We start from the raw sequence: 23,724 nt of genomic DNA on the forward strand, positions 1-23,724 counted from the left end.
GGCACCCATTGGGGCACATATTGTCAAAACCCGCAGGCGTTGACAGAAGTCACGTGGATACTCCCAGGTTCGCACCGTCATTGGGGTGCGGCAGCCCGTGGGAGCCGGTGGATGTTCTGAAAACCCGTTGTTCTGCGTGCCACAACCAGGTGCCGCCCAATGGAGTGGCGGGAGTGCCGGAAGAATCCGAAGCCTGCCCTGCCCATCATTGGCGGTCTTGGGAACATACCACCGGACCGGAGTCCGAATGTGGATCGGCTTCCAGCCACGTTCATTCTCTCATACCCGCGCCGGATCGCCGCGGAGGCAGGCACTTCCGTTCCCATTCCTGTGTGGCGGCACCAGCCGCCGGCGTTACAATCAGGCTCAGGAGCACCGGACGAAAAGGACGCCACACCCATGCCCAGCATCTCCCCCGTCAGCGCCCATGAAACGGAAAGGGCCACGGATCCGCAGGCCACTGCGGCCGCAGGCGTTCCGCGGATGGCCCGGAACCGGCCCTTCGGCTGGCTGCTGGTCATCACCGGAATCGTGGGCTGGCTTGCCTCCGGAACCCTGGTCCTGGAAAAGCTCGAAGTCCTCAAGGACCCCAACCACACCACCGTCTGCGACGTGAACCCCTGGATCTCCTGCGGCCAGGTCATGCAGACGTGGCAGAGTTCGCTGTTCGGTTTCCCCAACATGTTCATCGGTATCGTCGCGTTCGCCGTCACCATAACCGTGGGCATGGCGTTGCTGTCCGGTGCCGCGTTCGCGCGGTGGTACTGGATGGGGCTTCAGGTGGGCGTCACGCTCGGCTTCGCCTTCGTGGTGTGGCTGTGGTCCCAGGCCCTGTATTCGATCCACATCCTGTGCCCGTTCTGCATGATCGTCTGGGCGGCCATGATTCCGCTCTTTGTGTGGACCACCATCAGGAACATCACGGCCGGAGTGATCCCAATGCCCGCGGGGGCGGCCCGCGTGCTGGGTGATTCCGGCTGGATCATCACGGCACTGCTGTACGTGGCCGTCGTCGCCACCATCTTCTTCGCGTTCATCCAGGTCTTTGCGGGCACGTCAGGCTTCTGAGCTGCGGACGGCAAAAGGCCCCTGGTTCCGAAGAACCAGGGGCCTTTTGCTGTCCTTGGACTGTCAGCCCTGGAACCAGATCTTGATCTCGCGCTCGGCGGAGTCGGTTGAGTCGGAGCCGTGCACCAGGTTCTGCTGGACCTTCAGGCCCCAGTCCCGGCCGAAGTCGCCGCGAATGGTGCCCGGGGCCGCGGTCGTGGGGTCCGTGGTGCCGGCCAGTGACCGGAACCCTTCAATGACGCGGTGGCCTTCGAAGATGGCCGCCACCACGGGTCCGCTGAGCATGAACTCCACCAGCGGCTCGTAGAACGGCTTGCCTACGTGCTCCTCGTAATGCTGCTCCAGCAGCTCACGGGTGGCGTCGACCTTTTTCAGCTCAACAAGGCTGTAGCCCTTGGCTTCAATGCGGGCCAGGATGGCGCCGGTCAGGTTACGGGCGACGCCGTCGGGCTTGATCAGGACGAGGGTGCGCTCTGTAGTCACAACTGCTCCAATGCGTTCGTGGGGTTTCGGGATAAGTCTACGGGGACTGGCTTACGGGGACTGGTTTACGGGGACTGGGGCTGGGCGGGACCGGCCCCGTCCGGGTGGGCGGCTTCCCATTCGGCCTGTTCGCGTGCCCGCTGCGCAGCCTCGCGGTCCAGCCGGATGCCGGTGCGGATTCCGTACCACCAGGCCGCGGCGAAAAGCCCACCCACCAGGAACATGGCCGGCTCGAAGATGCCTGTGAGGATCAGGACCAGCTGCAGGATCCAGCCCAGGCCGATGCCCCAGGGCCTGTTGAGGACCGCGCAGGCGAAGATCATGACCACGCTGAGTGCGATCCCCACGCCGAGGATCAGTGCCGGCGGAAACTCCCCGCGGCGCAGGCCAAACACCACCAGGGTGGCGAAGAACATGACGAACGCTTCCAGGAGCAGCACCGTGGAAGCGAACATCACCTTGGTGGAGCGGCGCTTCTTGGGCATGCCGGGACGCCACTCGCGCTGGGCCTTGGTCAATCTGGCCACGCTTACGCCTCCGTTTTTCCGAGCAGGATCCGCGCCTCTGCCACCAGGGTGATGGAGCCGGTGACCAGCACGCCGCCGGAAAGGTCGTCATTGGCTTCGGCCCGTTCCACGGCCCATTCGAGTGCGTCGTCCAGCTTTTCGGCGATGTGGACGTTGTCCTCGCCAAATCCCAGGTCGATCGCCAGCTCCGCCAGCTCGGCGGCCGGAACCGCCCGGGGAGAGTTGGACTGGGTGAAGCAGTACTCCACTGCCATGTCGCCCAGCGACTCCCTGATTTCGCGCAGGATCTCCTCCGCGTCCTTCTCCTTGAGCACGCCCACCACCGGAACCAGCCTGGTGAAGGTGAATGCTTCCCGCAGGGCGGCGGCGGAGGCCTTGATGCCGTCGGGGTTGTGGGCGGCGTCCACGATGATGGTGGGTGCGGTCCGCACCACCTCAAGGCGGCCGGGGGACGTGACGGCCGCGAAGCCTTCCTGCAGCACGTCGAGGTCGAGTTCCTTTTCACCGCCGAAGAACGCCTCCAAGGCGGCCACCGCGACGGCAGCGTTCTGTGCTTGGTGGGCGCCGTGCAGTGGCAGCATGAGGTCCGGGTAGCGGCCGGCGATGCCCTGGATAGTCAACACCTGCCCGCCAACAGCCACCGTCCGTGACTCGACACCGAACTCAACGCCCTCGAAGCGGAACGGTACGCCCACCGCCTTGGCCTTCTCCAGCAGCACCTGGGCCGCATCGAGGGGCTGGGCCGCGCTGATGAGGTAGCCGCCGGGCTTGATGATGCCGGCCTTTTCGCGGGCGATGTCCTCCGTGGTGTCGCCCAGGAGGTCGGTATGGTCCAGCGAAATCGGCGTCACCACCGAGACCTGGCCGTCGCCGACGTTGGTGGCATCGGTAATGCCGCCCAAACCCACCTCGATGATGGCCACGTTGACCGGCTGGTCAGCGAAGATGGCGAAGCCCAGGATGGTGAGGCACTCGAAGTACGTCAGTCTCGGCTCCCCCTCGGCTTCGAGTTCCGAGTCCACAATCTGCAGGTAGGGCCTGATTTCGTCCCAGATCCTGACAAACGTCTCGTCGGATACCGGATGGCCGTCGATGCTGATCCGCTCGGTGACCTTGGACAGGTGCGGGCTGGTGTAGCGTCCGGTGCTCAGGCCGTGGGCGCGGAGCACGGACTCGATCATCCTGGATGTGGACGTCTTGCCGTTGGTTCCGGTCACATGGATGATCGGGAACGCCTTGTTGGGCTCGCCCAGCACGTCCATCGCACGGAACAGCGGAGCCAGCCGCGGCTCCATCTTGTTTTCCGGCGCCCGTCCCAGCAGTTCGGCGTAAACGCTTTCCACGGAAAATTCGTCGCTCATGTCCTAGGCCTCCACTTTTTCAACCGCAACGGCGGGTTCGGACACGGTGCCCGGCTCTGCCACCAGGTCCACCGTCAGTGTCTCGCCCTTGACCAGTTCGGCGTTGGCCAGCAGGGCATCAACGACGTTCCCGGGAGCGGTGACGGTGGTACGGATGCGGTCGCTCACGTTGAGCCCGGCGTCCTTGCGGGCCTGCTGGATTGCCCGCACCATGTCGCGTGCCAGCCCTTCGGCTTCAAGCTCCGGCGTGACTTCCGTGTTCAGCACGACGAAGCCGCCGCCGGGCAGCACGGCCACAGCCGCGGAAGCACCGCCGGACCCGGCAACCACTGTCTCAAGCGTGTACTCCTGGGGTTCCAGCTGCAGCCCGCCGGCGGTGACCACACCGGCGTCGTCCACCGACCAGTCCCCTGACTTGGACCCCTTGATGGCAACCTGGACGTTCTTGCCCAGGCGCGGCCCGGCAGCGCGGGCGTTGACCACCAGCTTCTGCTGGATCCCGAACTCCTCCGGGGAGGCGGTGGCGGCGTCCAGCAGGCGAACGGAACGGAGGTTCAGTTCATCGGCGACGACGGCGGCGAAACCCTGCAGGGCGTCCGCTCCGGGTGCCACAACCGTCAGCTCCTGCAGCGGCAGGCGGACACGCAGGTTGGCTGCCTTGCGGAGCGAGGAACCGGTGGAGCAGATCTGCTGGATCCGGTCCATGGTTTCCACCAGGGAGGGGTTGGCGGGGAACAGGTCCGCCTCCGGCCAGTCGGCCAGGTGCACGGACCGGCCGCCGGTCAGGCCGCGCCAGATTTCCTCGGAAACCAGCGGCAGCAGCGACGCGGCGGCACGGGTGACGGTCTCCAGGGCAGTGAACAGCGCATCGAAGGCGTCCTGGTCCTCGTCGAAGAACCGCTGGCGGCTGCGGCGGACGTACCAGTTGGTGAGCATGTCCAGGTAGCTGCGCAGCGAGTCGCAGGCGCCGGAGATGTCGTAGGTGTCCAGCTGTGCCGTCATGCTGCGGACGAGGTCGCCCGTGTTGGCCAGCAGGTACTGGTCCAGGGTGTCCCGGTAGCCCTCGTAGCGCAGTTTGGCATCGTAACCGGCGCCACCGTTCGCGGCGTTCGTGTACAGGGTGAAGAAGCTGTACACGTTCCAGAGCGGCAGGATCACCTGGCGGACGCCGTCCCGGATGCCCTGCTCGGTGACGATCAGGTTGCCGCCCCGGAGGATGGGGCTGGACATGAGGAACCAGCGCATGGCGTCGGAGCCGTCGCGGTCCAGGACCTCGGAGACGTCCGGGTAGTTGCGCAGGCTCTTGGACATTTTCTGGCCGTCGGATCCAAGCACAATGCCATGGCTGATGACGTTGCGGAACGCCGGCCGGTCAAACAGTGCGGTGGACAGGATGTGCAGCATATAGAACCAGCCGCGGGTCTGGCCGATGTACTCCACGATGAAATCCGCGGGGTTGTGCGTGTTGAACCAGGCTTCGTTTTCGAACGGGTAGTGCACCTGTCCGTAGGGCATGGAGCCGGAGTCGAACCAGACGTCCAGGACGTCCTCGACGCGGCGCATCACGGACTGGCCCTCTTCGGGGGTGCGGGGATCGTCCGGGTTGGGCCTGGTGAGCTCGTCGATGAACGGCCGGTGGAGGTCCACCTCGCCGTCCTTGTTCAGGGGCAGCCGGCCGAAGTCCGCCTCGATCTCGGCCAGGGAACCGTAGACGTCGGTGCGCGGGTATTCGGGATCCGTTGACTGCCACACGGGGATGGGGCTGCCCCAGAAGCGGTTCCGGCTGATGGACCAGTCGCGGGCGTTCTCCAACCATTTGCCGAACTGGCCATCCTTGACGTTCCCCGGGATCCAGTTGATCTCCTGGTTCAGTTCGGACATCCGGTCCTTGAACTTGGTGACCTCCACATACCAGGAGGACACCGCACGGTAGATCAGCGGGTTGCGGCAGCGCCAGCAGTGCGGGTAGCTGTGCTCGTAGCTGGCCTGCCGGACCAGCCTGCCCTGGGCGCGGAGCACTTGGGTGATGGGCTTGTTGGCCTCGAAGACCTGCAGGCCCGCGATGTCGTGGAGGTCGCCGTGCTTGAACAACGGCAGGAATTTGGCACCCTCGTCCACGGAGAGCACCACGGGAATGCCAGCCTCCTCGCAGACTTTCTGGTCGTCTTCACCGTAGGCGGGCGCCTGGTGCACCACGCCGGTTCCGTCGGTGGTGGTGACGTAGTCAGCCACTACGAACCGCCAGGCGTTCTCCATGCCGTACTTTTCGTTGTCGGCAAAGTCGTCCCAGAGCCGCTGGTATGCCAGGCCTTCCAGTTCGGCGCCGGAGTGGGTGGACACCACGGCGGCTTCCGCGTCCTCGAAGCTGTCGTAGCCGAGGTCCTTGGCGTAGGCGCCCAGGAGGTCCGCCGCGAGCAGGAAGCTGCCCGTGACCGGGGCGTCGGCCGAGGCGGCCTTGATGCCGTTGGGACCGGCGGGCAGCACGGCGTACGTGATGGAAGGCCCGACGGCGAGCGCGGCGTTGGTGGGCAGCGTCCAGGGGGTGGTGGTCCAGGCGAGCGCCTGCACGCCGGCAAGTTCCTTGGACAGTTCCGAATCCCCGGCAAGGATGGGGAAGGTGACGGTGACGGTCTGGTCCTGGCGGTTCTTGTAGACGTCGTCGTCCATTCGCAGCTCATGGTTGGACAGCGGGGTTTCGTCTTTCCAGCAGTACGGCAGCACCCGGTAGCCGTTGTACGTCAGGCCCTTGTCATGCAGCTGCTTGAACGCCCAGAGAACCGACTCCATGTACTCGACATTGAGTGTCTTGTAGTCGTTGTCGAAGTCCACCCACCGGGCCTGCCGGGTGACGTAGCTGCGCCACTCATCGGCGTACTTCATGACGGACGCTCGGCAGGCGTCGTTGAACTTGTCGATGCCCATGGCCTCGATCTGGGTCTTGTCCGTCATCCCCAGCTGTTTCATGGCCTCCAGCTCGGCGGGCAAGCCGTGGGTGTCCCAACCGAAACGGCGTTCCACGCGCTTGCCGCGCTGGGTCTGGTAGCGGCCAACCAAGTCCTTGGCGTAGCCGGTGAGGAGGTGGCCGTAGTGGGGCAGGCCGTTGGCGAACGGCGGGCCGTCGTAGAACACGAATTCGTTGCTGCCCGGCTCCCCGCCGGGGACGTCGGCGCTGCGCTGGTCAATGCTGGCCTGGAAGGTGCCGTCCTGGTCCCAGTACTTCAGGATGCGCTCTTCGATCTCCGGGAACTTCACGGAGGCGGAAACGCCGGCGCTGCCTTTGGAGGAGGTGCTGGAGGCTGAGGCCTTGGGGTAAAACGTCATGTTCGACATCCTGGGTTGAGCGTGGTGAGCCCCCGGCACGGCCGGAGGTTCCGTTCAGGATGCGAGGACGGCTGCCGTGCCGTCCCGAAGACTGCACGCCCACCGCGGTACCACCTCACTTACCGGCGCCGCGTGGTTCCCAAAGGAACACCCGCCGCCCCGGCCGCTTCATTACTGCTGTGACGGGCTTACCCGTCCGGTTCTACTGACGCGGGCCCGCCTTGCGGGGCGCGGCCTGCGTGTTCTTCCGGAAGCTCACCGGTGATTGCCGGGTCATAGCCACTGCAGAGTCTACTATCGCCGCGGCATCCAGTGCCATTCCGGGCGCAACGCGGTTCCGGCGGGCAGTGCCGTTCCGCCGGGGTGTGCCGTTCGGGGCGGGCCGGGCCATTTCCGGGCGGCCTTCTCCGTCCGGGGGCTGCCGCCGTCACCGTGCATTGCCTAGACTCGCGTCATGACGGCTTCCGGGCGCCCCGCGGGATGGAGGCGTACGGCCACCGCGTGCAGGTGGCTGTTCATCCCTGCTGCCCTGCCGGTGGCGGCGGTCTCCGCCGTCCGCGCGGTGCCTGCCGACTGGCCGGTACTCGGTGTCCAGCTGGTGGCATTCACGCCCTGGCTCGCCGTTCCCGCCGCCGCAGCGCTGCTCATGGCCTTCGCTGGACGGAGCCGGTGGCAGCAGGTCCTGGCCACGGCACTGGCGGCCTGCCAGGTGTTCTGGCTTTTCCCGCTCGATATCCGCGCACCGGCCGCCGGGGCAACCGCCGGGGCAGCGGCCGGGGCTTCCGGCACGTCGGTCTCCCTGGTTGCCATGAGCATCAACACGGAACTGGGCGGGGCTGATGCCGGCAGCATCGTGGCCCTGGTCCGTGATTTGCATGTAGACCTGTTGGCGGTTGAGGAGTACACACCCGAAATGGCGCGAAAGCTGATGGCGGCCGGACTCGACGACCTGCTCCCCCACCGGGTTGCCCAGGCCCGTGACCGCGCCGCAGGCTCCGCCATCTACTCCTCCTACAACCTGACAGCCACCAGCGTCCTCCCGGACACGCGGTTCGCCATGCCCGTGGCACGCCTTGACCTCGGCAGCGGTGCCGGCCTGCGTGTGGTGGCAGTCCACGCCCTGGCGCCAGTGGGAAAAGGCCTCAGTCAATGGCGCAGCGACCTGGCTGCCGTGGCCAGGGCTGCCGACGGATCCGGTCCCCTGCTGCTGGCGGGAGACTTCAACGCGACCTACGACCACCGGGAATTCCGGGACCTGTTGGCCGGAACGGGCGGCAACCTGCCCCTGGTGGACGTGGCTGCCGCCGTGGGCAGCAGGCTGGTGCCCACGTGGCCCATGCGCGGCTTCCGGCTGCCGGGGATTGCCCTGGACCATCTGGTGACCAGCCCGGACATCAGAGCATCGGATTACTCGGTCCACCGGGTTGGCGGGACGGACCATGCCGCCGTGGCAGCCACCCTGACCGTCCGGGTCTCCCAGTGTTCCTGACCGGTCCAGCCACGGGATGGGCAGGCCCCGCCCGGCTCAGCCCTTCCTGACCAGCTTGTGGGTGGCTGCCTGCGCCACCGGCCGGATGACGATCTGGTCCAGGTTGACGTGGTGCGGAACCGTGACGGCATAACGGACCACGTCGGCCACGTCCTCTGCGGTCAGCGGCTTCTCAACCCCCCGGTAGACCTTGTCCGCCGCCTGCGCGTCCCCCAGGCGGTTGAGCGCGAATTCCTCGGTCTGCACCAGGCCCGGCGCCACCTCGATGACGCGGACGTTGTTCTCCACCTCTTCAAGCCGGAGCGCGTTGGTCATGGCGTGCTGGGCGAACTTCGCGGCGTTGTAGCCGCCGCCGCCCTCGTACGCGTCCAGTCCCGCAGTGGAGGTGAGGTTCAGCACGGTACCTTCGCCGTTGGCGCGCAGCATGGGCAGGAAGGCGCGGGTGAGCTTCATGGTGCCCAGGACGTTGACCCGGTACATCCACTCCCAGTCCTCCGTGCTGGCATCTCCTACCCTGTCGGCGCCGCGGGCGCCGCCGGCAATGTTGATGAGCGTATCGATGCCGCCCGAGTCGGTGACCTGCGCGAGGAGCCGGGACACGTCGTCGTCCTCTGCAATGTCAGCAGGAATCGCCACGGCGCCTGTCCCGCTTTCCAGGGCGGCCAGGCGTTCGGCGCGGCGTGCCACGGCGAAGACCGTCCACCCGTCGGCGCGCAGCGCGCGCACAGTGGCCTCCCCGATTCCGCTGCTTGCTCCGGTCACCAGTGCCGCTTTTTTCTGCATGTCCTTCGTCATGGCACCACCCTAACGGGATCAGCCGGCAGGACGTCCCCGGAGGTAATCAAGCAGGACAAGGGCGTGGTTTGCCTCCGTGTTGCGGGCAGCGTAGAGCAGGGTGATCCTGGGGTGGCCGGCGGCCAGTTCCAGCAGCGTCTCCACCGCCGGATTGGAATCCAGTTCCACCTGGTAGCGTTCGCTGAATTCCGCGAACCGTCCGGGGCGGTGGTTGAAGTCCTTGCGCAGCCCGGTGGACGGGGCCACGTCCTTGAGCCACATATCGATGGCCGCGTTCTCCCTGGACATCCCACGCGGCCAGAGACGGTCCACCAGCACCCGGCAGCCGTCGTCGTCCGCCGGTGGATCGTAGATGCGCTTGATGCCAAAGGTGCCCCGCTGTTGGACCATACGCCGCATGCTACCCGCCTTCGCATGCGGCGTAGCGGGACCGGTTGGGTGGGATGGAAGCGGGCATGAAAGAATTGCCCAATGGCTGAAGACACGCAGGGTACAGACACGCCCACCACCGCCCCCATCAACGTTCCGGACAAACCGGCCCTCGAAGGCCTCGAAGCAGCGCTCACCCAGCGCTGGCTGGCCGAGGGAACCTACAAGTTCAACCGCGACACCACCCGGGAGCAGGTCTACTCGATCGACACTCCCCCGCCCACGGCGTCGGGATCCCTGCATGTGGGCCACATGTTCTCCTTCACCCAGACCGACGTGCAGGCGCGCTACATGCGCATGACCGGCAGGAACGTCTTCTACCCCATGGGCTGGGATGACAACGGCCTCCCCACGGAGCGCCGTGTCCAGAACTACTACGGTGTCCGCTGCGATCCCGCCATCCCCTACAACGCCGACTACCGGCCGCCCGCCCAGCCTGCCAAGAACCAGCGCGATTTCGACGTCGTCTCACGCCAGAACTTCATCGAGCTCTGCGAGGAACTGGCTGTCGAGGACGAGAAGGTCTTCGAAAACCTGTTCCAGACCCTGGGCCTGTCCGTCGACTGGGACCTGACGTACCGCACCATCGACGACACCTCCCGCGCCGTGTCCCAGCGTGCCTTCCTTGCCAACCTGGCCGCCGGCGACGCGTACATGGCCGAAGCACCCACACTGTGGGACGTCACCTTCCGCACGGCGGTTGCGCAGGCCGAACTGGAGGACCGTGAGGTTCCGGGCGCCTACTACCGGTACCCCTTCTTCACCGAAGACGGGGACAAGGTATTCATCGAGACCACGCGTCCGGAACTCCTGGCTGCCTGTGCCGCGCTGGTGGCAAACCCCGACGACGAGCGGTACCAGCCGCTGTTCGGCAAGACCGTGAAGTCCCCGCTGTTCGACGTTGAACTCGAGGTCAAGGCCCACCCGCTGGCCAAAGCGGACAAGGGCTCCGGCATCGCCATGGTCTGCACCTTCGGTGACCTGACCGACGTCACCTGGTGGCGGGAACTGCAGCTGCCCACTCGCGCCATCATGGGCCGAGACGGCCGCATCATTGCCGAGACCCCCGACTGGATCACCAGTGAGGCCGGCAGGGAAGCGTACGCCGCGATCGCCGGCAAGACGGCCTTCTCCGCCAAGGAAGCCGTGGTGGAACTGCTCAAGGAAGCGGACCTGCTGGACGGTGAGCCCAAGAAGATCACCCACCCGGTCAACTTCTTCGAGAAGGGCGACAAACCCCTGGAAGTGGTCACGTCCCGCCAGTGGTACATCCGCAACGGCGGCCGCGACGAGGACCGCCGCGAACGCCTGATCGGCCGCGGCAAGGAGATCGACTTCCACCCGTCCTTCATGCGCTCCCGCTACGAGAACTGGATCGCCGGCCTGAACGGTGACTGGCTGGTCTCCCGCCAGCGGTTCTTCGGCGTGCCCATCCCCGTCTGGTACCCGCTCGACGCCCAGGGCAACCCGGAGTACGACAACCCCATCCTGCCCTCCGACGAACTGCTGCCCGTTGACCCCGCGGCTGACGCTGCCCCCGGCTTCGACGAGGCGCAGCGCGACCAGCCCAACGGCTTCACGGGCGACGCCGACGTCCTGGACACGTGGGCCACCTCCTCGCTGACCCCGCAGATCGTTGGCGGCTGGAGCCGCGACGAGGACCTGTTTGCCAAGGTCTACCCGTTCGACCTCCGCCCCCAGGGGCACGACATCATCCGGACCTGGCTCTTCTCGTCGGTGGTCCGCGCCGATGCCCTCCAGAACTGCGCGCCGTGGAAGCACGCTGCCATCTCCGGCTGGATCCTGGACCCGGACCGCAAGAAGATGTCCAAGTCCAAAGGCAACGTGGTGGTCCCCACCGACGTGCTGAACGAGTACGGCTCGGACGCGGTCCGCTACTGGGCTGCCTCCGCACGCCTTGGCGCCGACACCGCCTATGAGATTGCCCAGATGAAGATCGGCCGCCGCCTGGCCATCAAGCTCCTCAATGCCTCCAAGTTCGTGCTGAACCTCGGTGCCACCGAGAACTCGGTGCTGGCCGGCGATCTCTCCGTCCTTTCGAACCCCCTGGACCGTGCCCTGCTGGCCCAACTGGCCGACGTCGTCACCCAGTCCACCAAGGCGTTCGACAACTACGACTACGCCCGCGCCCTGCAGCTCACGGAGACATTCTTCTGGCAGTTCACGGATGACTACGTGGAGCTGATCAAGGACCGCGCCTATGGAGCGGCAGGCGAAGCCGAGCAGGCATCCGTGCTGGCAGCCCTGGCCACCACCCTGGACACCCTGCTGCGCCTCTTCGCCCCGTTCCTGCCCTTCGCCACCGAGGAAGTCTGGAGCTGGTGGCGCAACGGATCGGTGCACCGGGCGGCGTGGCCGGCCGCGCTGGAGATCCCCGGCGGAGACACCACCATGCTGGCAACCGTGGGCGTGGCCCTCAGCGGTGTCCGCAAGGCCAAGTCCGAGGCAAAGGTCAAGCAGCGCACCGAGGTCCTCTCCGCGACGATCACCGCTCCGGAGGCACTGACGGCGCAACTGCAGGCTGGCCTGGCCGACCTGAAGGCGGCGTCCAACGCCCGGCAGATCACGTTGGTGGCGGGCGACGGAGATCTTGCCGTCACGGACGTTGCCCTCGCCGCTAGCGACGAACCCGCCAAGGCCTGACAGCCGGTCTCATCCGAACGGGCCCGTTTCCGGGCAAAGGGGAAGCCCCATCAGCGTTTTGCCGTTGGTGGGGCTTCGACTTTTCGGCCATCTTGTGACGTTATTTCGATGGTCTGGCAGGATCCTCCGAAACTCCAGGTCTTACTACACCGTCACTGGTAGCTTGCACTCAACTTTGCCGATGGCTGCGTCAAATTACATATCACTGGATCTTTGGTTCCTGCGTCCCGCCTCTTTCGAAGTGGGTAAGAACCATTGTTCTCCTGCCCCAAGGCATGCACAAGGGCCCCGCAGGAACTACACGCTGGTAGTTTCTGCGGGGCCCTTGGCGCGGCCAGCCAATGGCAGGCGGCCCGGCGCTTAGTTGAATTCCGGGCTCTCCGTGCGGCTGCGCTTGAGCTCGAAGAAATGCGGATAGGCGGCGATGGTGGTGGTGGCGTCCCAGATCCTGCCGGCTTCTTCACCGCGGGGGATGCGGGTCAGGACCGGTCCGAAGAACGCCGTTCCGTTGAAAGCGACCACGGGCGTTCCCACGTCCTGGCCCACGAGTGAGATGCCTTCTTCGTGGCTGGCCCGGAGCTGCCGGTCATAGGCGTCGGTGGTGGCGGCATCGGCCAGGGAGGCGGGCAGGCCACACTCGGCGAGGGCTTTGGTGATGACCTGTGCGCGGTCCTTTTCCCCCTGGTTGTGGATCAGCGTGCCCATGGCGTCGTAAAGCGGCTTGATGACCTGCGGGCCGTGCCCTTCGCGGGCCGCAATGATCACGCGCACCATGCCCCAGGCGTTGTCCATGGACTCCCGGTAAGCGGGCTCCAGGTCGCGTCCCTCATTCAGGACGGCGAGGCTCATGACGTGCCATTCGGTCTCGATGTCCCGGACGGCCTCCACCTCGCCGAGCCAGCGGCTGGTGACCCATGCGAACGGGCAGAGGGGGTCGAACCAGAAGTCGGCTTTGTTCTTGGCAGGTACAGTCACAGGGTCCTCTCGGTCAGGCAGACTTACGGCGCTTGGCCACGTGCGGAATCATGGTGGGTTCGGCCCCGCGCAGGACCACGTCCTCGGTGATCACCACGCTGGCGACGTCCTCGCGGCTCGGGAGATCGAACATCACGGGAAGCAGGACTTCCTCCAGGATGGCGCGAAGACCGCGTGCACCGGTGCCACGCTCCAGTGCCTGGTCGGCGATGGCTTCCAGGGCGGGCTCGTCAAACACCAGCTCCACGCCGTCGATCTGGAACATCTTCTGGTACTGCTTCACCAGGGCGTTCTTGGGGGTGGACAGGATCTGGATCAGGGCGTCACGGTCAAGGTTGGACACCGTGGTGATCACCGGAAGGCGGCCAATGAACTCCGGGATCAGGCCGAACTTCAGCAGGTCCTCCGGCATGACTTCGCCGTAGGAGTCCACCTTCTTGCTGGCGTCGTTCAGTGGGGCGCCGAAGCCGATGCCCTTGCGGCCGGAGCGGGAACCGATGATCTCCTCCAGGCCGGCGAAGGCGCCGGCCACGATGAACAGGACATTGGTGGTGTCGATCTGGATGAACTCCTGGTGCGGGTGCTTCCGTCCGCCCTGGGGCGGGACAGAGGCAACGGTGCCTTCCAGGATCTTCAGCAGGGCCTGCTGCACGCCCTCACCGGATACGTCACGGGTGATGGAGGGGTTTTCGCTCTTGCGGGAGATTTTGTCGATCTCGTCGATGTAGATGATGCCCTGTTCGGCCTTCTTGACGTCATAGTCTGCGGCCTGGATGAGTTTGAGGAGGATGTTCTCCACGTCTTCACCCACATAGCCGGCCTCGGTCAGGGCGGTGGCGTCCGCGACGGCGAACGGGACGTTCAGGCGCCGGGCGAGGGTCTGGGCCAGGTAGGTCTTGCCGCAGCCGGTGGGGCCGATGAGGAGGATGTTCGACTTGGCGATTTCGACGTCGTCGTGATGCCCGCCGTCCCCCAGGCTTCCGGACTTGGGCGCGTGGCCCGCCTGGATGCGTTTGTAGTGGTTGTAGACCGCGACGGCGAGGGAACGCTTTGCGGGTTCCTGGCCGATGACGTATTCCTGCAGGAAGTCGAAGATTTCGCGCGGCTTGGGCAGTTCAAAGCTGCCGAGGTCTGCCACCTCCGCGAGCTCCTCTTCGATGATTTCGTTGCACAACTCGATGCACTCATCACAGATGTAGACACCGGGCCCGGCAATGAGCTTGCGCACCTGCTTCTGGCTCTTTCCGCAGAAAGAGCACTTCAGCAGATCCGTGCTCTCGCCAATCCGAGCCATATGTGAACCCCTTAGTATCCTGCTGCCAGGCAGCCCTGCACCGTTGCTGAAATCTTCGGCCGGCCCGCGGGGGCCGGTTTGTGACAACATCCACTCTAGGTCACATTCGCCCCCAAGGGTGGAAAGAAAAGGCCGGTGCGGCCAAATGAAGCTGGGCCGCACCGGCTTTCCGCACTGTTACCTCGTGATTGCCTGGGGCTTGATCTTGCGTGAATCAAGCACCTGGTCGATCAGGCCGTATGCCTGCGCCTCTTCGGCGGTGAGGATCTTGTCGCGCTCGATGTCGTTGTTGACCTGCTCCGACGTGCGGCCGGAGTGGTGGGCCAGCGTGTCTTCGAGCCAGGAGCGCATGCGCATGACCTCGGCCGCCTGGATCTCCAGGTCGGAAGCCTGGCCGCCCTGGCCGCCGGACAGGGCCGGCTGGTGGATCAGGACGCGGGCGTTGGGCAGTGCCAGCCGCTTGCCGGGGGTACCGGCAGCCAACAGGACAGCAGCCGCGCTGGCGGCCTGGCCCAGGCAGACCGTCTGGATCTCGGGACGGATGTACTGCATGGTGTCGTAGATGGCCGTCATGGCCGTGAACGAACCGCCAGGGGAGTTGATGTAGAGGGTGATGTCGCGGTCCGGGTCGGTGGACTCAAGGACCAGCAGCTGGGCCATGATGTCGTCGGCGGAGGCGTCGTCAACCTGCACGCCGAGGAAGATGATGCGGTCCTCGAACAGCTTGGTGTAGGGGTCCTGGCGCTTGAAGCCGTAGGGCGTGCGCTCCTCGAACTGCGGCAGGACGTAGCGGCTGGACGGAAGATTGCCGGCGGACCACCCGAAGTTGTAGTTCATTGTTTTTGCTCCTGATCGAAGTGTTCTGGTTGCCGGTTAGTTCTGGGAGGCTGACTCGCCGGAGGACCCGTTGGACGTTCCGCCGCCACCGGATACCGAACCGGCGTGCGCGGCGATCTTGTCGAAGAAACCGTACTCGAGGGCCTCTTTAGCCGTGAACCACTTGTCACGGTCGTTGTCCTTGAGGATGGTCTCAACGGTCTGGCCGGTCTGCTCGGCCGTCAGTTCCGCCATGACCTTCTTCATGTGCAGGATGAGCTCGGCCTGGATCTTGATGTCCGAGGCCGTGCCGCCGATGCCGCCGGAGGGCTGGTGCATCAGGACGCGGGCGTTGGGCGTGGCGTACCGCTTGCCCTTGGTGCCCGAGGAGAGCAGGAACTGTCCCATGGACGCGGCCAGGCCGGTGGCGACGGTCACGACGTCATTGGGGATGAACTGCATGGTGTCGTAGATGGCCATGCCTGCGGTGACGGAGCCGCCGGGCGAGTTGATGTAGAGGTAGATGTCCTTTTCCGGGTTCTCGGCCGAGAGCAGGAGCAGCTGCGAGCAGATCGCGTTGGCGTTGTCATCACGCACCTCCGAGCCCAGCCAGATGATCCGCTCCTTGAGGAGGCGGTTGTAAATGTAGTTGTCCTGGGCTGCAGGATCGACGGTCGCCATCCGGGGGGCCTCTGAGTGCTGTGACATGTTTACTTACCTCTCACTGGTGACGGTGACATCACTGAAAATCACTACTTGGACACTAACCGGTTTCCCCGGCGTTTTGTTCGCGCACTGACGGCTGTTCGCTGACGGCGCACGATCGCCGAACCAGCGCTGCGGGGTTTCGGGTCCAACGCGAACGGCCCCCGGATCGGAAGGATCCAGGGGCCGTTGCTGCGGGTTGTTAAGGACTAGGCCTTGGCGTCTGCCGTGGCGTCCTCGGCGTCGACAACCTCCGCCTCGGCGGCTTCGGTCGCGTCAGCGTCGGCTGCCTCTGCAGCGGGGGCTTCCTCGCCGCCGGGGCGGACGAAGTCGCTGAGGTCAACGGTGTTGCCCTCGGTGTCGGTCACGGTGGCCTGGCCAAGGACGACAGCCAGTGCCTTGCGGCGGCGGACCTCGGAAACCATCATGGGGACCTGGCCGCTCTGGTCGATGATCTGGGCGAACTGGTTGGGATCCATGCCGTACTGGCTGGCGGTGGTGACGATGTAGTCGATCAGCTCGTTCTGGCTGACGTTGACTTCTTCCTTTTCCGCGATGGCGTCGAGGATGATCTCGTTCTGGAAGGCGCGGGCCGTGTTGGCGCGGACCTCTTCGCGGTGCTCCTCGGTGTCGTGCTCGCCTTCGCCGTGGCCGTTGCCCTCCTGGAAGTGGGCTTCGAGCTGCTCCTCGACCACCGAGTCAGGAACAGGAACCTCGACCATTTCGACGAGCTTGTCCAGGACCTTGTCGCGGGCTTCGACGCCCTGCTCAACGATCTTGGAGTCGGCAGCCTGCTTGGCCAGGTCTTCGCGGAGTTCGGCAAGGGTGTCGAATTCGGAGGCGAGCTGGGCGAAGTCGTCGTTCGCTTCCGGCAGTTCGCGTTCCTTGACGGCCTTCACCACAACCTTGACCTGGGCGGCTTCGCCGGCGTGGTCGCCGCCCACCAGGGTGGTGTCGAAGATGGCGTCCTCGTCAGCGCTGAGGCCGGTCACGGCCTCGTCCATGCCCTCAAGCATGGTGCCGGCGCCCACCTGGTAGGACAGGCCGGCGGCGGAGTCGACTTCCTCGCCGTCGATCGTGGCGGTGATGTCGATGGTGAGGAAGTCACCGTCGGCAGCCGGGCGGTCCACGGACTTCAGGGTGCCGAAGCGGCCGCGCAGTTCGTCCAGCGCCTTGTCCACATCAGCTTCGGAGGATTCCGCAGCCGCAACCTGGACCTCGATGCCGGAGTAGTCCGGGAGTTCGATCTCGGGGCGGACGTCAACCTCAGCGGCGAACTTCAGGCCGCCGTCGGTCGCGGAGGGATCGGGCACCTCGGTGATTTCCACCTCGGGACGGCTCAGGGGGCGGATGCCGGACTCCTGCACGGCAGCCTGGTACCAGCCGTTGAGGCCGTCGTTGATGGCCGTCTCCAGGACGTAGCCGCGGCCGACGCGCTGGTCGATGAGCTTGGCAGGAACCTTGCCCTTGCGGAACCCGGGAACCTGGATCTGGGACGCAACGGTCTTGTAGGCCGAGTCGATGCTGGGCTTCAGTTCCTCAAAGGGGACCTCAACATTGAGCTTGACCCGCGTGGGGGTGAGGTTCTCGACAGCGCTCTTCACGGTCTAAGTACTCCTGGGTTGTGGGATGGGTTTCTGCAAACGCAATGGATGTCCAGGCCTGACGGTCCTGGCCGCAGAGTCGGGGTGACAGGATTTGAACCTGCGACTTCCTGCTCCCAAAGCAGGCGCTCTAGCCAAGCTGAGCTACACCCCGTAAGTGCACAGGCAAGTCTACGGTGATACGCGTCGCGATTGCACATTTGACACGTAGGCCATGGATTAGGTTTAGTTGTATCCGGCTTGAACAGCCAGCCCGGAGTTTCCGCGAAAAACGGATCTTCCTTCGGGGACGTAGCTTAATGGTAAAGCCTCAGTCTTCCAAACTGATTACGCGGGTTCGATTCCCGTCGTCCCCTCCACAACACGAAGAAGGCCCCTCTCCGGAGGGGCCTTCTTCGTGTTTCGCCTTCCTACTCCCCCGGTTGCTGGCAGTAAGGGCACCAGTAGAGGTTCCGCCCGGCCAGGTCGGCGATGAGCACGATGGTGCGGCAGACGCGGCAGGGCAGGCCGTGCCGCTTGTAGACGAAGTGGGCATCGTCGCGGCCGGGAAAGTGGGCGCTCCTGGGCGGCACCGGCGCGCCGGCCGCGGCGGCTTTGGCGGCGGTGGTGCCGTCAAGCGCCCAGTACTTCGGCGGCGTGGTGATGATCCGCCCGTCCGTCACGCCGTCGCCCATGACGGCCACGATGTCGCGCCACAGCTTGCGGGCGTCGTTGTCCGGCAGGGCAGTGCCGGGCAGCCAGGGGTCCAGGCGGCGGCGGAACAGGACTTCCGCCCGGTAGACGTTCCCGACGCCGGCAATCACCTTCTGGTCCATGAGCAGGGCAGCCAGGGGCGTCTTCCGCGCCTGGACGTTGGCAGCAAAGCGCCCGGCATCGCCGCGGAGGTTCCGCAGTGGGTCAGGTCCCAGCCGTGCCAGCACGGCGCGGACTTCCGCCCCGGTGATGGTTTCGCAGGTGGTGGCACCCCGAAGGTCCGCCCAGCCATGGCTCCCGGCGAGCCGCACCCGCACGGCCCCGACGGGCGCCGGCGGACCGGCGTAAGGCGCGCCGCCGTCGTCGTCCCCGTCACCGAAGGCCTCCCGCTCCCCGACGCGCCGGGGGGCACCAATGCTGGAGGCGCCGGCGAAGGTGCGGTCCCCGCCGAAGCTCCAGGCCCCGTACAGTCCAAGGTGGACGTGCAGGACCAGGGCGTTGTCGAAGTGCAGGAACAGGTGTTTGCCGTGCGCCTCGGCGGCAAGCAGGGTATGCCCGTCCAGCAGCGCCGCACCTCCGCTGAACCTGCCCTGGGGACTGGAAACAGCCAGTGCCTCACCGGCGAAGACATCGCCGAACTGCCGGGCGAGCCTGCGGACGGAATGGCCCTCGGGCACTACTCGATGACCTCGCCTGTTGCCTCGTAGACCGCGATTTTTTCGATCCTGCGGACGTGGCGCTCATCATTGCTGAACGGCTCGGACAGGAACGCCTCGACCAGCGCGGTGGCTTCTTCGAACGTATGCTGCCGCCCGCCCAGGGCAACCACGTTGGCGTTGTTGTGCTCGCGGGCCAGGGTGGCGGTGGAGAGGTTCCATGCGAGGGCCGCGCGGATGCCCTTGACCTTGTTGGCGGCGATCTGCTCGCCGTTGCCGGAGCCGCCCAGCACGATGCCAAGGGCGTGGACGCCTGCCTGCTGGTCGGCAACGACGGCAAGGGCAGCGTTGATGCAGAAGGACGGGTAGTCGTCCTGGGCGTCGTAGACCTGGGGCCCGTGGTCCACCACCTCGTATCCCTTGCCGGTCAGGTGGGACACCAGGTGGGCGCTGAGCTCCATGCCTGCGTGGTCGGTGGCGATGTGGACCCGCGGGTAGGCAGGGGAAGTGGTCACGTGCAAAGTCCGTTCGGTTGTGGGGCTGGCGGGTCGCCGGTGGAGGCCGGAATGTCACCGATAAGGATACTAGGACTGCCCGCCCTCCGGGTGCTGGCCCCCGGCCGGCGGCCCTCCGCCGCGCCGGGCCCTCGCGGCCACGCGGGTGAGGACTTCGGCCAGCCGCGCCGCGGAGGCCTGGCTTCCGCCGCTGACGGCCAGGCGCTGGCCGTCAGTCTTGCTCACGACGACGGCGGGCCCGCTGCTGACCAGCATGGCTGCGGTTCCGCCGTGGTGCCGGTAGCCCCACCCGCCATAGTCGGCGGCTTTGACGTCCTCGGCGCTGGCATCGGAGATGGCGCCGGCCGGCACATTCATGACCGGCACCACCCCGGCCAGCAGGACCTTCAGCCCGCGCCGGTCCGCCCGGATGCGGGCAAAGAGGAACGCGGCGCCCACGAGGGCCAGGACAACGAGCAGGATGCCCAGCCACGGCACCACCACGGCGATAAGGGCTGCCGGGAACAGGGAGGCGATGGCGATCATGACAAAGACCGAACTCCTGGCGTGGACCCATAGCCGGACGGTGTCCAGGGCAAGGTCGGGGTCCAGTTCCCTGGTGATGGCGGCCTGCAGCGCACGGTCGTCATCGGGCGACCATTGCCGGTCGGCTTTGTACACCATGGCCATGGCGACGCCGAGCGACACTGCCGCACCGCTGCCGAGGGCAAGGACGGTCATGTCCACCCGCGACTGCCGGGCGTCGGCCAGCCCGGTTTGGCCGATGAGCCCCGCGGCCAGGGCGGAGGTGATGAAGAGGCTGAGGAACAGCCCGGCCCCCATCATGATCCTGCGCATCATCACCGGCCTGCTGAGGGGCACCGCCTGCAGCAGGACCAGCCATCCGGCGATGACGATGATCGCCGCGCCCACGCCCACGTAGGCGGCGAAAGGCGCAAAGGCGGCACCGCCGTCGTCCGTCCACCGGACGGCGACCGGCTCCGGAAGGTCCGGGCGCAGCAGCGACGCGCAGTAGGCGAAGGCAGCGGCCAGGACGACCGGGAACCCCACGGCGAACCTGAGTGCCTTGGTATCCACCGAATCCAGCAGCTTTCCCATGCAATTAACGCTACCCCTGCGGCCGCCCGGCCAACCGCCCAGGCGGCAACGGCCGGCCGCTGTGAGCTGCGCAACTTGCCAAGGATCCCAAGGATGGAAGAATGCAACACAGTGCCGGACCCGGGACCACCGGCCGGCAGCCGAAAACTTCTCTGGAGGACCTCCTTTGCCAGGCATGAACCTGACGCGCGCCGAAGCCCGTGAGCGCGCCGAACTGATCACCGTCGAGTCCTACGATGTCAGCCTGGACCTGACGCGCGGCGGAGAGGTCTTTGGCAGCACCACCACCGTGAAGTTCACGGCGTCGCCGGGATCGTCCAGCTTCATTGATGCGGTCACCCGCACCGTGCACAGCGTGACCCTGAACGGCCGCAGCCTTGACCCCGCCACCGTGTCCGACGGCGTCCGGATCCAGCTGCCGGACCTGCAGGAGCACAACGAACTGACCGTCGTGGCCGACCTGCCGTACATGAACACGGGTGAGGGCCTGCACCGGTTCGTGGACCCGGTGGACAGCGAGGTCTACCTGTACACGCAGTTCGAGGTTCCGGACTCGCGCAGGATGTTCGCCGTCTTCGAACAGCCGGACCTGAAGGCAACCTTCGCCTTCACCGTCACGGCGCCGTCCCACTGGGACGTTGTCTCCAACTCCCCCACCCCCCACCCCGTGGAGGCGCCTCCCGCGGAAGACGGCACGGCCAGGTCCGTATGGGCGTTCGCGCCCACGCCGCGCCTGTCCTCCTACGTCACGGCCCTGATCGCGGGCCCTTACCAGTCCGTCCGCAGCGAGGTCACCAGCTCGGACGGCCGCATCATCCCCCTTGGTGTCTTCGCCCGGAAGTCGCTGATGCAGTACCTGGATGCGGACAACATCTTCGAACTGACGCGGCAGGGCTTCGGGTTCTTTGAGGCGCAGTTCGGCTGCCCGTACCCGTTCGAGAAATACGACCAGCTGTTCGTTCCGGAGTTCAACGCCGGTGCCATGGAGAATGCCGGTGCCGTGACCATCCTGGAAGGCTACGTCTTCCGCAGCAAGGTCACCGGGGCCCAGATCGAGCGGCGCGCCATCACGGTCCTCCATGAACTCGCCCACATGTGGTTCGGTGACCTGGTGACCATGCGCTGGTGGAACGACCTGTGGCTCAACGAGTCCTTCGCGGAGTACATGTCGCACCTGGCGGCGGTGGAGGCCACGTCCTTCACCAGCGCCTGGACCACGTTCGCGTCCGTGGAGAAATCGTGGGCGTACCGGCAGGACCAGCTGCCCACCACGCACCCGATCTTCGCCGAGATCAACGACCTCCAGGACGTGGAGGTCAACTTCGACGGCATCACCTATGCCAAGGGCGCCTCGGTGCTGCGGCAGCTGGTGGCCTGGGTTGGCCCCGACCAGTTCATGGCCGGTGTCCGGGAGTATTTCGCCAAGCACTCCTGGCAGAACACTGAACTCCGCGACCTGCTGGTGGAGCTCGAAAAGGCCAGCGGCCGCGACCTGGATGACTGGGGCCGGCAGTGGCTGGAGACCGCAGGCGTCAACACACTGAGCCCGGAGCTGGACGTGGATGCCGACGGGAAGCTGCGTTCCTTCGCCATCCTGCAGTCCGCGGTCCCGGAATGGCCCACTATCCGCCCGCACCGCCTGGCCGTGGGCTTCTACAACCTGGACAGCGCCGGAAAGCTCGAGCGGGTGCACCGCGAAGAGCTGGATGTGGACGGTGACCGCACAGAGGTGCCGGGAGTGGCCGGCATGGACCAGCCGGACCTGATCCTTATCAATGACGACGACCTGGCGTATGCCAAGGTACGGCTGGATCCCAAGTCGCTGGCCACCGCCACCGCCCACCTCAAGGATTTTGGCGGCAGCCTGCCCCGGACCCTGGTCTGGAATTCTGCATGGGACGCTGCCCGTGACGGCGAAACGCCGGCCCGGAAGTACGTGGAGCTGATCCTGTCCAACGTCGCGGCGGAAACGGACTCCTCCGTGATCCTGGTCCAGCTCCGCCAGCTGGCCACCACCCTCAATTTCTATGTGGCCGAGGAACACCGCGAAGCCACAGCGGTTGCGGCGGTGGACCGGCTGTGGGACCTGGCCTCGGACGTCCCGGGCGGCTCCGATGCGCAGCTGCAGTTCATCAAGTCCTTTGCCCTCCTGGCCCGCAGTGCGTCCCAGCTGGACCGGGTGGCCGGCCTCCTGGACGGGTCGGTTGTCCTGGACGGGCTGGCGGTGGACCAGGACCTGCGCTGGGAGCTCGTGGAGTCCCTGGTGGCCGGAGGCCGGATGGGACAGGAAGGCATCGACGCCGAGCTGGAGCGGGACAACACCTCCAGCGGACAGAATGCTGCGGCCCTGGCCAAGGCCGCCATCCCCACCCCGGAGGCGAAGGCCGCGGCCTGGGAATCGATCGTGGTCAAGGGGGAGCTGTCCAATGCGCTGCAGGGATCGGCCGTAACGGGCTTCATGCGCGTGCTGGACCGTTCGCTGCTGGAACCGTACGCCGAAAAGTACTTCGCGGCTGTGCCGGGCATCGTGGCCACCCGGACCCACGCACTCGCCCAGCAGATCGTCGTCGGCCTCTACCCGGCGCTGCTGACCACGCAGGCCACCATTGACCGGACGGACGCATTCCTGGCGTCGCTGCCGGCGGAAAGCGCCGCGCTGCGGCGGATGATGCTGGAGAACCGCGACGGCGTTGCCCGCGCCCTGCGTGCCCGCGCCGCCGACGTGCTTCCGGACGGCAGTCCCCAGTGAGTCTTGATGAACACCGGTATTCACTGGCAGTCCAGTGGACCGGCAACCGGGGGGACGGCACCTCGTCCTACCGGGGCTACTCACGGGACCACGACGTGCTCATCCCCGGCCTGCCGGTCCTCAAAGGCTCGGCGGATCCGACGTTCCATGGGGACCGCGGGCGCTACAACCCCGAGCAGCTCCTGCTGGCCGCGCTGGCGCAGTGCCACATGCTGTCCTACCTGCACGTGGCGGTGAAGAACGGGGTGGTGGTCACGGACTACCGGGACGAGGCCACCGGGCTGATGCGGCTCAGCAGGGACGGCAGCGGGCAGTTCGAGCGGGTGGTCCTGCACCCGCGCGTGACGGTGGCCGACGCCGGACAGGCCGAACTGGCGGCCGGCCTCCACCACGAGGCGAACCGGCTCTGCTTCATTGCCCGCAGCGTGAATTTTCCGGTGGAGCACCAGCCGGTGACGGTGGCGGGTTAGGCCCTGCCGGAT

General features: G+C 66.2%; 19 protein-coding genes and 2 tRNA genes. 6 read left to right on the forward strand and 15 right to left on the reverse strand.

Annotation, left to right across the window (positions count from 1 at the left end):
• Nucleotides 1-399: 399 nt before the first annotated feature.
• On the forward strand, nucleotides 400-1,068 hold the full coding sequence (locus ASG79_RS10525; RefSeq protein ID WP_056390664.1) for a vitamin K epoxide reductase family protein: 669 nt from the start codon (nucleotides 400-402) through the stop codon (nucleotides 1,066-1,068).
• Between the two features lie 63 nt (nucleotides 1,069-1,131).
• On the opposite strand, the gene ndk is transcribed toward ASG79_RS10525, so the two are convergent.
• The 4 genes from ndk to ileS all read right to left on the reverse strand — a co-directional run bounded on the left by ndk (nucleotide 1,132) and on the right by ileS (nucleotide 6,760).
• On the reverse strand, nucleotides 1,132-1,551 hold the full coding sequence (gene ndk, locus ASG79_RS10530; protein WP_018769466.1) for a nucleoside-diphosphate kinase: 420 nt from the start codon (nucleotides 1,549-1,551) through the stop codon (nucleotides 1,132-1,134).
• Between the two features lie 65 nt (nucleotides 1,552-1,616).
• Nucleotides 1,617-2,078, reverse strand: a complete 462-nt coding sequence (locus ASG79_RS10535; protein WP_026265799.1) for a DUF4233 domain-containing protein — start codon at nucleotides 2,076-2,078, stop codon at nucleotides 1,617-1,619.
• Nucleotides 2,079-2,080: 2 nt separating this feature from the next.
• Entirely contained in the window at nucleotides 2,081-3,439 is a 1,359-nt protein-coding gene (locus ASG79_RS10540) for a bifunctional folylpolyglutamate synthase/dihydrofolate synthase (protein WP_056390666.1), read from the reverse strand.
• A gap of 3 nt (nucleotides 3,440-3,442) precedes the next feature.
• Nucleotides 3,443-6,760, reverse strand: a complete 3,318-nt coding sequence (ileS, locus tag ASG79_RS10545) for an isoleucine--tRNA ligase (RefSeq protein ID WP_056390669.1) — start codon at nucleotides 6,758-6,760, stop codon at nucleotides 3,443-3,445.
• A 454-nt stretch (nucleotides 6,761-7,214) separates the two neighbouring features.
• Here ileS and ASG79_RS10550 point away from each other — a divergent pair, with 454 nt between their 5' ends.
• Nucleotides 7,215-8,249 (forward strand): endonuclease/exonuclease/phosphatase family protein, encoded by a 1,035-nt coding sequence (locus ASG79_RS10550; RefSeq protein ID WP_056390673.1) that lies wholly within the window; start codon nucleotides 7,215-7,217, stop codon nucleotides 8,247-8,249.
• A 36-nt stretch (nucleotides 8,250-8,285) separates the two neighbouring features.
• Here the strand turns inward: ASG79_RS10550 and ASG79_RS10555 are convergent, their stop codons facing one another.
• Nucleotides 8,286-9,044, reverse strand: a complete 759-nt coding sequence (locus ASG79_RS10555; RefSeq protein ID WP_026265800.1) for an SDR family oxidoreductase — start codon at nucleotides 9,042-9,044, stop codon at nucleotides 8,286-8,288.
• Nucleotides 9,045-9,062: 18 nt separating this feature from the next.
• Nucleotides 9,063-9,443: a DUF488 domain-containing protein gene (locus ASG79_RS10560; RefSeq protein WP_082581724.1), complete on the reverse strand. Its 381-nt coding sequence runs from the start codon at nucleotides 9,441-9,443 to the stop codon at nucleotides 9,063-9,065.
• A gap of 72 nt (nucleotides 9,444-9,515) precedes the next feature.
• Between ASG79_RS10560 and valS the strand changes: the two genes are divergently transcribed.
• Nucleotides 9,516-12,137, forward strand: coding sequence for a valine--tRNA ligase (gene valS / locus ASG79_RS10565; RefSeq protein ID WP_056390681.1), 2,622 nt, complete (start codon nucleotides 9,516-9,518; stop codon nucleotides 12,135-12,137).
• Between the two features lie 360 nt (nucleotides 12,138-12,497).
• Here valS and ASG79_RS10570 read toward each other — a convergent pair whose 3' ends face one another.
• The 6 genes from ASG79_RS10570 to ASG79_RS10595 form a co-directional block, all read right to left on the reverse strand.
• Nucleotides 12,498-13,112, reverse strand: a complete 615-nt coding sequence (locus ASG79_RS10570; protein WP_200953161.1) for a DsbA family protein — start codon at nucleotides 13,110-13,112, stop codon at nucleotides 12,498-12,500.
• 13 nt (nucleotides 13,113-13,125) lie between these two features.
• Complete coding sequence (gene clpX / locus ASG79_RS10575) at nucleotides 13,126-14,406, reverse strand: ATP-dependent Clp protease ATP-binding subunit ClpX (RefSeq protein ID WP_018769475.1); 1,281 nt, start codon at nucleotides 14,404-14,406, stop codon at nucleotides 13,126-13,128.
• Nucleotides 14,407-14,583: 177 nt separating this feature from the next.
• Nucleotides 14,584-15,243 carry an ATP-dependent Clp protease proteolytic subunit gene (locus ASG79_RS10580; RefSeq protein ID WP_018769476.1) on the reverse strand — a complete coding sequence of 220 codons (660 nt, stop codon included), beginning with the start codon at nucleotides 15,241-15,243 and terminating at the stop codon, nucleotides 14,584-14,586.
• A 36-nt stretch (nucleotides 15,244-15,279) separates the two neighbouring features.
• Nucleotides 15,280-15,903, reverse strand: coding sequence for an ATP-dependent Clp protease proteolytic subunit (locus ASG79_RS10585; RefSeq protein ID WP_056390687.1), 624 nt, complete (start codon nucleotides 15,901-15,903; stop codon nucleotides 15,280-15,282).
• A 233-nt stretch (nucleotides 15,904-16,136) separates the two neighbouring features.
• The gene (tig, locus tag ASG79_RS10590) at nucleotides 16,137-17,531 is read right to left on the reverse strand and encodes a trigger factor (RefSeq protein ID WP_056390690.1); all 1,395 of its coding nucleotides are present in this window, start codon (nucleotides 17,529-17,531) and stop codon (nucleotides 16,137-16,139) included.
• 79 nt (nucleotides 17,532-17,610) lie between these two features.
• A tRNA-Pro gene (locus tag ASG79_RS10595) sits at nucleotides 17,611-17,685 on the reverse strand.
• A 131-nt stretch (nucleotides 17,686-17,816) separates the two neighbouring features.
• Between ASG79_RS10595 and ASG79_RS10600 the strand changes: the two genes are divergently transcribed.
• Nucleotides 17,817-17,890 (forward strand) — tRNA-Gly (locus ASG79_RS10600).
• Between the two features lie 51 nt (nucleotides 17,891-17,941).
• Here the strand turns inward: ASG79_RS10600 and ASG79_RS10605 are convergent.
• The 3 genes from ASG79_RS10605 to ASG79_RS10615 all read right to left on the reverse strand — a co-directional run bounded on the left by ASG79_RS10605 (nucleotide 17,942) and on the right by ASG79_RS10615 (nucleotide 20,493).
• Nucleotides 17,942-18,901 carry an Fpg/Nei family DNA glycosylase gene (locus tag ASG79_RS10605; protein ID WP_056390692.1) on the reverse strand — a complete coding sequence of 320 codons (960 nt, stop codon included), beginning with the start codon at nucleotides 18,899-18,901 and terminating at the stop codon, nucleotides 17,942-17,944.
• A complete protein-coding gene (locus tag ASG79_RS10610) occupies nucleotides 18,901-19,395 on the reverse strand; it encodes a ribose-5-phosphate isomerase (protein ID WP_018769480.1) in 495 nt (164 codons plus the stop codon). The genes ASG79_RS10605 and ASG79_RS10610 overlap by 1 nt, the downstream gene beginning before the upstream one ends.
• A gap of 69 nt (nucleotides 19,396-19,464) precedes the next feature.
• Nucleotides 19,465-20,493: a hypothetical protein gene (locus ASG79_RS10615; RefSeq protein ID WP_056390695.1), complete on the reverse strand. Its 1,029-nt coding sequence runs from the start codon at nucleotides 20,491-20,493 to the stop codon at nucleotides 19,465-19,467.
• A gap of 175 nt (nucleotides 20,494-20,668) precedes the next feature.
• On the opposite strand from ASG79_RS10615, the gene pepN reads away from it, so the two are divergent.
• Together pepN and ASG79_RS10625 are read left to right on the forward strand one after the other, a co-directional pair.
• Nucleotides 20,669-23,242, forward strand: a complete 2,574-nt coding sequence (pepN, locus tag ASG79_RS10620; protein ID WP_056390698.1) for an aminopeptidase N — start codon at nucleotides 20,669-20,671, stop codon at nucleotides 23,240-23,242.
• On the forward strand, nucleotides 23,239-23,712 hold the full coding sequence (locus ASG79_RS10625) for an OsmC family protein (protein ID WP_056390700.1): 474 nt from the start codon (nucleotides 23,239-23,241) through the stop codon (nucleotides 23,710-23,712). The genes pepN and ASG79_RS10625 overlap by 4 nt, the downstream gene beginning before the upstream one ends.
• The last annotated feature ends 12 nt before the right edge of the window (nucleotides 23,713-23,724 follow it).

The organism is Arthrobacter sp. Soil761 (assembly GCF_001428325.1).
In the GTDB taxonomy this organism is placed as follows: Bacteria; Actinomycetota; Actinomycetes; order Actinomycetales; family Micrococcaceae; genus Arthrobacter.